The 12,790-nt window shown below is 41.0% G+C and carries 11 protein-coding genes; 4 read left to right on the forward strand and 7 right to left on the reverse strand.

What is annotated here, in order from left to right:
• Positions 1-216: 216 nt before the first annotated feature.
• From QZT73_RS07470 to dapF, 5 genes are all read right to left on the reverse strand, one after another.
• Positions 217-993, reverse strand: coding sequence for a S1/P1 nuclease (locus QZT73_RS07470; RefSeq protein ID WP_291780106.1), 777 nt, complete (start codon positions 991-993; stop codon positions 217-219).
• A 152-nt stretch (positions 994-1,145) separates the two neighbouring features.
• On the reverse strand, positions 1,146-2,336 hold the full coding sequence (locus QZT73_RS07475) for a M20 family metallopeptidase (protein WP_291787486.1): 1,191 nt from the start codon (positions 2,334-2,336) through the stop codon (positions 1,146-1,148).
• Positions 2,323-2,862: a hypothetical protein gene (locus tag QZT73_RS07480; RefSeq protein ID WP_291780113.1), complete on the reverse strand. Its 540-nt coding sequence runs from the start codon at positions 2,860-2,862 to the stop codon at positions 2,323-2,325. Before QZT73_RS07480 ends, QZT73_RS07475 begins: the two co-directional genes overlap by 14 nt.
• Positions 2,863-2,866: 4 nt before the next feature.
• Complete coding sequence (gene secA, locus QZT73_RS07485; protein ID WP_291780115.1) at positions 2,867-6,247, reverse strand: preprotein translocase subunit SecA; 3,381 nt, start codon at positions 6,245-6,247, stop codon at positions 2,867-2,869.
• Between the two features lie 92 nt (positions 6,248-6,339).
• A complete protein-coding gene (gene dapF / locus QZT73_RS07490) occupies positions 6,340-7,140 on the reverse strand; it encodes a diaminopimelate epimerase (protein ID WP_291780118.1) in 801 nt (266 codons plus the stop codon).
• Between the two features lie 195 nt (positions 7,141-7,335).
• On the opposite strand from dapF, the gene QZT73_RS07495 reads away from it, so the two are divergent.
• The 3 genes from QZT73_RS07495 to QZT73_RS07505 all read left to right on the forward strand — a co-directional run bounded on the left by QZT73_RS07495 (position 7,336) and on the right by QZT73_RS07505 (position 9,442).
• On the forward strand, positions 7,336-8,121 hold the full coding sequence (locus tag QZT73_RS07495; RefSeq protein ID WP_291780121.1) for a superoxide dismutase: 786 nt from the start codon (positions 7,336-7,338) through the stop codon (positions 8,119-8,121).
• Positions 8,122-8,377: 256 nt separating this feature from the next.
• Positions 8,378-8,845: a nucleoside triphosphate pyrophosphohydrolase family protein gene (locus tag QZT73_RS07500; protein ID WP_291780124.1), complete on the forward strand. Its 468-nt coding sequence runs from the start codon at positions 8,378-8,380 to the stop codon at positions 8,843-8,845.
• 12 nt (positions 8,846-8,857) lie between these two features.
• Entirely contained in the window at positions 8,858-9,442 is a 585-nt protein-coding gene (locus QZT73_RS07505) for a DJ-1/PfpI family protein (protein ID WP_291787478.1), read from the forward strand.
• A 94-nt stretch (positions 9,443-9,536) separates the two neighbouring features.
• On the opposite strand, the gene QZT73_RS07510 is transcribed toward QZT73_RS07505, so the two are convergent.
• Positions 9,537-10,703 carry a lycopene cyclase family protein gene (locus QZT73_RS07510; protein WP_291787482.1) on the reverse strand — a complete coding sequence of 389 codons (1,167 nt, stop codon included), beginning with the start codon at positions 10,701-10,703 and terminating at the stop codon, positions 9,537-9,539.
• A gap of 275 nt (positions 10,704-10,978) precedes the next feature.
• Between QZT73_RS07510 and QZT73_RS07515 the strand changes: the two genes are divergently transcribed.
• Positions 10,979-11,566 (forward strand): hypothetical protein, encoded by a 588-nt coding sequence (locus tag QZT73_RS07515; RefSeq protein ID WP_291787483.1) that lies wholly within the window; start codon positions 10,979-10,981, stop codon positions 11,564-11,566.
• Between the two features lie 95 nt (positions 11,567-11,661).
• On the opposite strand, the gene QZT73_RS07520 is transcribed toward QZT73_RS07515, so the two are convergent.
• A partial coding sequence (locus tag QZT73_RS07520; RefSeq protein WP_291787485.1) for a hypothetical protein occupies positions 11,662-12,790 on the reverse strand: 1,129 nt, incomplete at its 5' end.

The following is a 12,790-nucleotide window of genomic DNA, read 5'->3' on the forward strand; positions in this document are numbered from 1 at the left end:
AGTTCAATGGCAAAGGCTTTTCCTAAACCCTTACCTGCACCAGTAATAAGCGCATATTGGGCCATATACCATTAATATAATTATTTGGTTTCATTAATTTAAGAACCTCTACTTTATTTTATAAAATTTCCTATGATTGAAGAAGTAGTAGGAATAAAAAAACCGACACAGGGCTGTGTCGGTATAAACATGTTTTTAGAAAATCAGCTCTTTTGATTAGCCATAGATTTCTTCCAATACTTGAGCGAGACGGATGCCTGCAGCGGTCAGTCTTTCCTCAACATGGTGATAGTGTTTGTAAATGTATTCATAACCTAATCGGCCATTTTCAGGAATATCATACATGTCAGGCCTTATAGCGGCAGCTTCTCTTAGCCAATCTGCCGGCGTTTTAGAAGTATACTTCTGAATTAGCTCTGGATTGACTCTTTTTTGAAGTTCTGTGGCTATTTCTGTATAGCTCATCTTTTTGCCTTCAATCATATCAGAATCCCAAACGGCATGGATATTGGTTTCCTTATTGAAGTAGCTTACTTTGACATCATTACCGCCCCGATCTCCCGGTTTTCCCACATGAAAAGGCTGATGCAAATCCCCAACAATATGGATTAGCATACGCAATTGGTCTCTTTCTTCCTCTGGGTTCAAACCACCCTTTTTTAGATTTTCTTTGATTTGCAAAAACGCAGCATAAGCATCTCCTGTAGGTTCCTGAATACTTGGATCATATTCTCCATCTGCTGTGGTGACCCAATGCCAAGTATAGGTATAGTCGTAATTTTTATCGGATCGGATATTGTCCATCCATACGCCCACTCCCGATATACTTTGTTGCTGTAAAATGGCCTCTACCCTTTCTATGGTCTGGGGCTTCATCTGCCATTCTGCAAGTTTACCGATGACATAATGCCCAATGGCTCCCCAGGCAAATGAGCTGGTATTGATGCTAAATACCAAGAGAATGGCTAACGCTAATTGTTTGGTTGTTTTCATATTTTGATTGATATAAGCTTGAAATACAGTAGAAATAAATTGAAACATTGTAGAAATAGGGTTGAAACAAGTGCTATCCCCAATCATTTCGCTTTAGCATATTTCCACTTTATTTCACGCAAGTATATTTAATCAGCTTTTACCAGCATATTTCATTTGGATTTTAATTCATTGACTGCAATAAAGGCCATCAAACCTGCACCGATTTCCAAGGCGTCTTCGTCAATATCAAAGGTAGGGGTGTGTACGCCCGATGTAATACCTTTAGCCTCATTTCGGGTTCCCAATCGGTAAAAGCAGCCATCAATTTCCTGGGTATAGTAGGAAAAATCCTCTGCTGCCATCCATATATCCAGGTCTACTACATTTTCTGAACCCAAATAATCTATTGCCGCACCTTGAGCCCTCTCCGTCAAAGCTTCGGCATTCTTAAGGAAGGGATAGCCTTTTCTCACCTCAAAATCAAGTTCTCCACCCATGCCTTCTACTATTCCTTTGGCGATCTTGACCATATGTTGATGGGCTTTGGCCCGCCATTCCTCATTTAGGGTTCTAAAGGTTCCCTGAATTTTAACTTCATTGGGAATGATATTCGTTGCTCCCAAAGCCTCTATCCTACCAAAAGAAAGAACAGACGGTATTTTTGGGGAAGCATTTCTACTGACTACTTGCTGTAAGGCCACTATCATATGAGAAGCAATCAATACAGGATCCACCAAGGTTTCAGGCATGGCTCCGTGTCCTCCTTTACCTTTGACGGTAATATACAATTCATCTGCACTGGCCATATACATCCCTTTTCTGAAACCTACCTTCCCAACAGGTATAAGCGGCATTACATGTTGGCCAATGATGCTGGAGGGCTTGGGATTTTCCAAGGCCTTGTCTTTAATCATCAAAGATGCACCACCGGGAATGAGTTCCTCTCCAGGTTGAAAAATCAATTTAATCGTGCCTTCAAATCCATCTTTGATTTCATGAAGGATTTTGGCAGCACCCAAAAGAGATGCCGTATGCACGTCATGGCCACAGGCATGCATCACGCCTGGTTCGGTGGACTTATAAGAAACTTCATTTTGCTCCAAGATGGGTAATGCGTCCATATCACCTCTTAGTGCCACTGTTTTCTGGCCGGGGTTTTTGCCTTCGATCAGGGCTACCAATCCAGTATTGGCCTTTTTTTCGATATTGGTGATACCAAAACTTTTTAGCTTTTCCTCCACAAAAGCCATCGTCTTATATTCCTGAAAAGACAATTCCGGATGGGCATGCAAATGCCTCCTGTTGGCTATAATTTCTGTTTTATACGATCTGGCTAATGCAATAATTTTATCTTTCACCATCCTGAATAGGTTCTGGATTGACATATCCCTCCCTTTGAAACCTGTCCTGGATTATCCTGGCGGTAGGGAATTGTTCCTTGAGTTGAAAATAAAAAGCTTGAGCTTCTATGCGATTGATAAATCTGCCAACCTTGACCAAATACCTCGGTTGTTGGTATTGCATCTCCACTTTTAAGGTTTCAAAATCGGTATAAATATCATTTCTGGTTTTAAAAGCAAGATCCCTGTCCACACCACTATAAACCAAAACTGTATAACCGGACCAGTAACGCTCTGAGCGGTTTCTTTCTCTGAAATTATCTAACGCAAATTCTAAATCCTGATCCACAGTTACTGCTTCTTCTCCTACTTGGGTCGCTTCTATTTTTGCTGCCTGTTCGGATAGATCAGGAAAAGTAATCAGCGTTCCATCAAGATCTTCCCTGTAATTGGCAAAAGTATCGGTAGCCTTATCTCCTTTTTTTAAGGCTGCACAGGAGCCTAAAAGGAATATAAGTACAAAATAACCCAGAACTGACCTTTTCATACTTTTATTGTTCAATGATAATACACTTACCCTCTTCTACATCCTGCTCTACACTTTTGTATTTTACGTCTTTTACCAGTTTCCCGTCTGCATACTGCACAGAAACCCGATCATTTCTTCCATAACTCTTATCGGACTTCCTGGGGGCAACTACCTGAGGAGCTGCTGTCCTGTTCGCAACAGCTGCAGCAGCCTGCCTGCCTGCTCCTGGATTCAGAGAGCTTCCGACCTCTTCCTTGGATGCTCTTACATTTTGCTCATCTCTTCTAGGTGCTTGCGCTGCCCTTACCTGACTTGGGTCCTGCGTCGGCAACTCAGCCTTAGCAAGAAAAGAAATGGTATCTTCATTGAGTCTGCCCACGAATCTTTTGAACATCTCAAAAGCTTCAAACTTATAAATCAATAAAGGGTCTTTTTGTTCATATACTGCATTTTGAACCGACTGCTTTAAGTCGTCCATGTCCCGCAGGTGTTCTTTCCAATTTTGATCAATAATAGCCAGCGTAACATTCTTTTCAATTGCTCTGATCAGATCTCTTCCTTCATTTTTGACAGTAGATTCCAAATTAATTACTACCCCAATTTGCTTGATGCCATCGGTGATCGGGACCATGATTTCTTTTACGGTAGCTCCACGTTGGACATATACATCTTTTAAAATCGGGTAAGCTTTGGTCAAGATGCGCTCGTTTTTACTAACGTAATTCTTGTAAGCCGCATCAAAGAGCTCTCTGGTAAGGACCTGTCCATCTTTGGATTTGATATCATCACTGCTAAATTGATGGTCAATTCCCAAGGAACTATAAATATTCATCCTCAAATTGTCGAGGTCCTCAGTGGATTTACCCATTTCTATAATGCCCTCACAGACATCATACATCACATTGAGAATATCCAACTCCAAACGCTCTCCTTTCAGTGCGTTTTTCCTCCTCTTATAAACTACCTCTCTTTGGGAATTCATCACATCATCGTATTCCAAAAGGCGTTTTCTGACACCAAAGTTGTTTTCTTCGACTTTCCTTTGTGCCCTTTCAATGGACTTGGTAATCATGGAATGTTGTATCACTTCACCCTCTTCCAATCCCATCCTGTCCATCAGCTTGGCAATTCTGTCTGAACCAAACAAACGCATCAGGTTATCTTCCAGGGAAACAAAAAACTGGGATGAACCCACATCTCCCTGACGCCCTGAACGTCCTCTTAGCTGCCTGTCCACCCTTCTTGACTCATGTCGCTCTGTACCAATGATAGCCAAACCACCAGCCGACCTTGATTCAGGAGTCAATTTGATATCCGTACCACGACCGGCCATGTTGGTTGCAATTGTGACAGTTCCAGGTTTACCCGCTTCTGCTACCACATCTGCTTCCTTGGCATGCTGCTTGGCATTCAATACCTGATGTTTGATCTTCCTGATTGTCAACATCCTGCTAAGTATCTCAGAAATTTCCACTGAAGTGGTACCAACCAGTACAGGTCTTCCGGCATTCGTCAATTCTACAATTTCATCCGCTACGGAATTGAATTTCTCCCTAACAGTTTTATAAACTTTGTCTTCTCTATCATCCCTGATAATGGGCTTATTGGTGGGAATAACCACAACATCCAATTTGTAAATCTGCCAGAATTCTCCTGCTTCTGTCTCTGCTGTGCCGGTCATACCAGCCAACTTATGATACATCCTGAAATAATTCTGTAAGGTGATGGTGGCATAGGTTTGCGTGGCATCTTCCACTTTGACATTTTCTTTGGCTTCAATTGCCTGGTGCAGGCCATCAGAATACCTTCTCCCCTCCATTACTCGACCGGTCTGCTCATCCACAATCTTGACCTTCCCGTCCACCAGAATATACTCGGTGTCCTTCTCAAACATACAGTAGGCCTTCAATAGTTGGTTGACAGTATGAATACGCTGGGCCTTTATTCCATAGTCCTTGATTATTTCTTCCTTCCGGATCAGTTTTTCTTTGTCATCCAGATCGGGATCCTTCTCCATTTCTGCAATGGCCATACCGATGTCTGGTAGAATAAAGAAAGTGGGGTTTTCATTTTTCTGGGTAATTACCTCAATACCATTGTCTGTCAATTCAACCGCATTGGTTTTCTCTTCTATGGTAAACAATAAAGGCTCATCGGCCTCAGGCATATTCCGCTTATTGTCCTGCAGGTAATAATTTTCTGTTTTCTGTAGAACCACTCTAATACCAGGCTCAGAAAGGTATTTAATCAATGGCTTATATTTGGGCATACCACGGTAAGCCCTGAAAAGTGCCAAGCCTCCTTCTTTTTCATTTCCTTCAGCTATGAGTTTTTTGGCATTGGTCAAATACCCCTGCACCAATTTCCTTTGCTCATCTACCAAGGTAGACACCCTTGGTTTCATATCCATAAATTCATGTTGATCACCTCTCGGCACAGGACCGGAAATGATCAGAGGCGTCCTGGCGTCGTCAATAAGGACCGAATCTACCTCATCTATCATGGCAAAATGGTGCTTACCCTGTACCAAATCATTGGCCTCTCTGGCCATATTGTCCCTTAGGTAGTCAAAGCCAAATTCATTATTGGTACCATATACGATATCAGCAGCATAGGCCTTCCTCCTTTGGTCAGAATTGGGCGGATATTTATCAATACAATCCACCTTTAGTCCATGAAATTCAAAAAGTGGGGCATTCCATTCGGAATCTCTTTTTGCAAGGTAATCATTGACAGTAACAAGGTGTACACCCCTTCCTGAAAGCGCGTTGAGATAAGCAGGAAGTGTGGAAACCAATGTTTTACCCTCACCTGTGGCCATCTCTGCAATCTTTCCCTTATGGAGCACCATACCACCTATCAACTGCACGTCATAATGGACCATATCCCAGACAACTTCGCTCCCGGCAGCCATCCAACGGTTATGCCATATGGCTTGCTCTCCCTGTATTTCTACATTCGATTTTTGGGATGCTAGCTCCTTGTCCCAAAGGGTGGCATTTACCACCAGCTTTCCATTTTCCTTGAACCTTCGCGCTGTTTCTTTGACCACTGCAAAGGCTTCAGCAAGGACCTTGTCCAAAACAACCTCCAAAGCCTCATCTCTGGACTTTTCGGTTTTTTCTATTTCATTGAAAAGCGCATCTTTCTCATGTACCTTATCCGGTGCCATGGCTTCGATTTGTTCTCTAAGTTCGGCAATTTTATCATCAAATGATCGCAGATCCGCATCGAGAACAGCTTTGATTTCTTCGGTTTTGGCCCTCAATTCGTCATCGCTGAGGTTTTTCAGCTTATTAAAAACCTCATTGATAAGGGGAACCTTAGGTGCCAACTCCTTTATATCTCTGTCTGATTTTGTTCCAAAAACTTTTGCCAGTCCTTTGGCGATAAATTCTAACATATCTTCAATTCAATAATGGGCCTTAAAATTACGCCCTTTTTGTCAATTTTAGTAATCCCTTGCAAGATAAGACCCACAATAGGCAGTATTATTCAAACAACAATCATCCCAACCAAGGGATTTAGCCTAATTTTTCCTTGGAAAACCTGCTCTGCAGGGCCAATCAGAAGAATGTTCTGAAAACTTCCCGCAGAATTTTCGGAAAATCTCACCTTCAGGTTGCCTCCAAGGGTTTTTATTTTCACTTCATGCAATTCATTTTGGTAGCCATATACCAATGCACAGGCTGTGACACCAGTTCCACAGGAAAGCGTCTCATTTTCTACTCCCCGCTCATAGGTCCTGACATGAATCTCATCACTTGCAATGGGTGTAACAAAATTTACATTGGTGCCTTTGGGCGAATAATTTTCTGAATAGCGGATAGCTGCCCCCTCTTCAAATACAGGATAACTTTCTACATCATCCACAAACCTTACATGGTGGGGAGAACCTGTATCCACAAAGAAATCCTGTCCGGCTTTGACAAGACTGGAAACAGGGCTCATTCCCAATTCCACCCAGCCTTCTACCAAGCTGGCTTCATGGGGACCGTCAATCGCAAGAAATCGTGTCTCCTTCCCAATGATGCCCAAAAATGCAGCAAAAGCAACTGCACATCTCGCACCATTTCCACACATGCTTTGTGAGCCGTCAGCATTGAAATAAATCATCTCAAAATCAAAGCCTTTTTTGTTTCTTAATAGAATCAAACCGTCTGCACCAATTCCAAATTTTCTATCAGAGAGCCTTTTTACAAGCGCTAAATTTCTTTCCGGAAATAACTCCAACCTGTCATCAATCATGACAAAATCATTGCCGGTTCCCTGATATTTATAAAATGATATTTCCATATTGGCTGAAAAGATTAGCAAGCGTTTTTGTTAATTTCAAAAACCAAACCAAGTTTTAATCGTTTTGCAAACATAACCATCTTGTCAGGAATTCAGACTTATTGTCTGAATTTCGGTTTTATATCCAGCATGAATTGGTTATCTTAGTGGTTCTTGTGATGGATCAACCAACAAAAAACGGAAATCTACAACCTTATGAAAAAGACAACTTTTGATGTTTCCAGAAGACGATTCCTGGGCCAAAGTTCAAAAGCAACCTTCGCTGTCGGAATAGGAAGCAGCATAATCGGCTCTGCCTTTCTTACTGCCTGTGGAGGAGGAAACTCCGGTGAAACCGGGGACGAAACTAAAATTCTCTTGAGCACAGGATTCGAACAGACTCCTCTGGCTTATGCCTATGAAGCCCTAGAGCCTCATATTGATGCCATGACGATGGAAATCCACTACACCAAACATGCTGCCGCTTATGCTAAAAACGTGGCAGAAGCAGCTGCAGAAGAAGGGGTGGACGTCAGCAGACCATTGGAAGAAGTCATGATGACTATCTCCCAATATTCCACCAAAATGAGAAATAATGGTGGCGGACATTACAACCACGAATTATTCTGGAAAACCATGTCTCCAAATGGCGGAGGACAGCCTGGGGGTGACCTGGCGGAAGCCATAACAGGCGCTTTTGGAAGTTTTGAGGAATTCCAAACGCAATTTGAAAATGCTGCAAAAACCAGATTTGGTTCAGGTTGGGGCTGGCTGGTATTGGACAGTAACAACCTTTTGAAAATTGGTTCCACGCCCAATCAGGATAATCCATTAATGGACATTTCTGACTTCCAAGGTATTCCTTTATTGGGCATTGATGTATGGGAACATGCATATTACCTCAATTACCAGAATAGACGACCTGATTATGTTTCTGCATTTTGGAATGTGGTCAATTGGTCCGAAGTAGAAAAAAGGTATGAAACCTTAATGAAAGGTTAATCCAAACGGGGAGTGATCCCCGTTTTTTTTTGCCCATAATTTCCTATATCCGGGAAGGAATTGCAGGAATGATTAGAAGATGACAGCGATGCCAAAAGCATCTCCCTGACCATATATAGTTCCTTTTTTAAAGCCCATTCAATTAAGCTAAGCTTCCCACCTATAATTTGCACTCAAACCTTACTCCTCAGATCTTTTAGAATTCCTGAAAAACCTTTTCTTTGTAATATAAATTGAACCATATCATTTCAACACCATGCAAGATCCCAAGAGCCTTACTTCAGTGGCTGAATTCCACAAGACTTTTCAACACCCCATCCTTCCTGAACCACAGGTTCCCGATAGTAAAAGATGCGAGTTGAGGGTTTCCCTAATCGCTGAAGAACTTGAGGAATTAGAGGAGGGAATCCAAAATGGAGATATTGTAGAAATCGCCGATGCGCTTTGCGATATCCAATATGTTCTGGCTGGAGCTGTGCTGGAGTTTGGTTTGGCAAATAAATTCAAAGCCCTTTTCGATGAAGTACAGCGCTCCAATATGAGCAAAGCATGTAAAACGGAAGAGGAAGCCAAGGCTACTGTCTCCCATTATCAAAGTCAAGGAGTGGATTGTTTTTATGAGCAAGTTGAGGAGCTGTATTTGGTTTACCGCTCTGGAGATAGGAAAACACTGAAATCCATTTTTTATTCTCCAGCAAACCTTAAAGGTATACTCTCCAAATAAGCCACTTCAACCATGTCTAAATTAAAAGTTGCTATTTTACTCTTCGATGAGGTTGAAGTGCTCGATTTTGCAGGTCCTTTTGAGGTTTTTTCAGTGACTTCCCAACTCTCGGATTACCAAATTCTTGAAGTGATTACCGTGAGCAAAGAGCAAAAGGTTATCCGGGCCAAGAATGGATTGAAAGTGGTGCCTGACATAAGTATTGAAGCCTTGAATCAAGTAGACATATTGTTGATTCCAGGTGGAGATGGGAGTAAAGCCGTTATTCAGGACAAAGACCTGATGGCTTGGATAGGAGCCATTTCCCAAAAAGCCCAACATGTACTGACAGTATGCAGTGGAGCCCGTATTTTGGCTAAGTTGGGACACTTGGCCCATCAGAAATTTACCACCCACCATGGGGTTTTTGAATCCATTTTGTCCCTCGAGCCTACGGCCATTCCCGATCACTCTGCCCGATTTGTGGATAACGGCAAATTCATGACTTCCGCTGGCGTAGCAGCAGGTATTGACCTTTCCCTGTATGTAGTAGAGAAGTACTTTGGTGAAGCTGTAAGGCGAAAAACAGCCAAGTATATGGAGTACGGAGATTTTTAGGATTTCGGAAATTGAAAGGCGGATTTGGGAAACCCGAAATTTTAATCCCCTTTAATCTAAAGGGTTCAAAACTTCCGACATCCACCATTTCTCATTACTTTCTCCCCAGTCCCATCAACTGCTTCATCCCTGAAAAGACAAAAGGCAACTGTGGCACACTGTTTCTGATTTTAAATTCCTCCCAAAAACCACTTTCATTGGCCAAAAAAGCCAAAATCCGTTCAGGTTCCACTTTACTGAAAAGACTGGAAAAAATCTGTTCCCCTGTCATACTCTTGGTCAACAGGACATCCAATAAGGTCCTGTCGTACCATTCAAACATGTTTTCCCTAAAAGAGGGGACTACGACAGGGGTTTGCTTTTGTTTAAGCTGGGACACTATCTGGGCCACATGCTTCTGTACAAACTGGAAAGTATAACCGGTGCTGGGTTTGGTATATCCTCCCGCCGTCCCAATATTGATAATGCGTTTGTTATCGCCCAAATGAGCCGGAAACCTGGCCAAAGACATGGGAATTACTCCAAATTCTGTATGGGTTATTTCGTATTCTGTTATGCCCAACTTTTCCTGTATGTAGCCCCTTAGCGCTTCCTCATATTCCCCTTCCTTCAGAGTCCTTTCTGTAAACAGGGTGTATTCCACCAATGCCACATGAGGGCTTGTAGGTAAAACGTACATGAAAGTAGTGCCATGATGCTGTGACAGGGTAAAGTCCATCAAAGTACCCACCTGGGGATTGAATACAGCCTGCTCCGTTTTGATGTACCAGCCCAAAAAATGTTGCAACAAAGTGTTTTCTTCTGTCATTTTGGGATGAAACAAAGAAGTAGAGTTGAATACATAATCTGCAGCATAGCTTCCCTTATCTGTTTTGACCAGTGGTTTTTCCCCTTCTTCCACCACCTCTAGAATTTGTTCTTGTACAAAACTGACATTGGAAAAACCTTTGATAAATTCCAGCACATGGCTATAAAAATCCCCGGATTGGATCATTTTGTAGCGGTATGCTTTCATTCTAAATTCCTTGAAAACCTGAGGGGAGAAAAACTGCAAGGTTTCCCATTGATGAGAGACCAAGAACTCAAAAGGCCCCTCTTCCTTTTCCCAAAAGCACCAGGTTCTGTCATTTTGGTTTTTTGAGACACTGTCAATGACCAAAATATTTTTACGCTGAAAAGTGTCCTCCTTCAGAAGACAGTATAACAGACTCAATCCGGCCAATCCAGAACCTGCTACTATATAATCGTACGTATTGGACATACTGGTATTAAATTAATAAGAATTTCTCTTGATTTAAAAAAAGAAAATTCCTTTCTCAATATTACCAAAAAACCTCGGGAGTGTTTTAATTGATCCTGTAATATCTCTTTCTTCATAAATATAAAATGACCCCAACTTAAATTTTATCAAAATTCTGTTCGTTTTTTTTTAGTAGATTAAGAGCAACAAAATGGCAATTTTTGAAGTAAATATCTTTAAAAGATTTTGTCATGAGGTGCTCCTTATTCATATTTATTCTTTTGATAAGTGGATGCATGAGCAGTCAAGCACCTATACAAGTTTTTAAAGTTGAAGTCGAACCTTTCACCTGGGTAGACAACAGTGAAAAAATTTTGGTTCAGATACCCAGAATGAAAGATCCAATAGAATTCAATCTAATGGCGGATATTTATCCTTCTACACTTAGAGAATTAGGATTTAGAGAAGTTTGGGACTCTGCAGAACATGAATTGGAATTAATTGCCGCTGGCGTAAGGGATTATTCGCTTGATAGAAACATCAGAAGGCTATATCATAATCTAGGTGTTTATTATTTGTTGGATATTACGCTTGTAAGAAGAGAACTATTTCACGACGGCTATATCAAAGTGGAAAGGTGGAACCCACTTACAAACGATTATTATAGTGACTTTACCTTTCGTGGATATGAGACAGATCATTCCTTGTTTTTAAGATATACCTTGTACAGAACAGATAATGCCATAAAATTGGCTGAAATGGAGGTCCGTTCATTTCATAGATTCAATAATAAATTAATTCCTAACCAATTTAGAAGGGAAATTATAGAACTTTTCAATCAGGTTTATCTAACCTATCCTGATTTCTGGTTGTCTGAAAATTAGAGCAATCTTAAATTTTACATTCTTTTCATGATTAGAAGGAGAAAGCATCGCATTTGCTTAAGCCGAAAATGCATCAGATTTTCAACGCCTATCGGCTATTCCCTTACTGCCCTGAGATTTAACTCATAAAAAGTGAGGACATCTTCTTCAACACCAAAATATTCTTGATTTTTTTGGGCAATAATGGAGCCATTATTATTTACTACAGATGACAGTCTTATCCCTTGTGGCACAAGTAAATCCTTCTGAATCAATTCATGATGGGTATCAAAAATGGCAGCATAGCGTGGAATACTTTCCAGAAAAGCCATCCACTCCTCCCAGTTATCACGACTGTATTGATTGGCAATTTCCTCACTCACACCTTTGGTATAGATAACCACCACATCATCATCTCTTCTATAAATTTGTTCGATCCTTCCAAAAATAACATTGCCGTATTGCTCATACCAATCATTGTACTGGTTCATGGAAATACCTGGCATTGGAATCGCATCTTTCAAGTTGAGGTCTACTACTTTTGATAGCAGAATTTCACCCTCTTCCTCTTTGTAGACAAAATATTTTTGTTCGGCCAACATCCATAAAATCCACTCATTATCATGTTTGAGAATGTTAGGAAAAGTCCAATTGTAAAAATTACCGGAGCTATAAACCGTATTGGAGGGGAAAGGCATCGTCGTTCGGGTTTCTCCAGTTGTTGGATTCAAAACTTCCAAAATATCTGATGCATACACATTTTGCATCATTGATGGATAATTCAAAATACTTTCTCCGCGTTCCGGCCGAATATATGCTAACTCTTCTGAGACTGGATAAGCAGCGAAGTTCAGCCCATTGATAAAAAAATAACCCGCTGGGATTTCCTGTTTTTTTTGAAAAACCCCACTTGGGGAAAAATAATGCAAGCCCTTACTTTGATCCATCACAGCAATGCTTTCTTCTAAAAAATTCAACCCTTGGACCCATCCAATTGTATTCGGTCCATCTTCGCTTAATTTGAAGGTATGTTTAATTTGTCCAGATTCATCAAAAACTACGTATTCCTCCTGTGCATTCCACCTTCCTAGGTACAATTCTTCTTTAGGGTCATAATCTAATAAAAATAACTCTCCCATATAAGCTACTTGGATAGAATACTGGAACACCCAAGAGAAAGACCTTGAAAAATCACTGGATGTCCTTTCTGAAATACAGCCAATCAAAAAAAATATTAATCCAACT

The sequence above is a fragment of the Cecembia sp. genome (assembly GCF_007126775.1).
GTDB lineage: Bacteria > Bacteroidota > Bacteroidia > Cytophagales > Cyclobacteriaceae > Cecembia.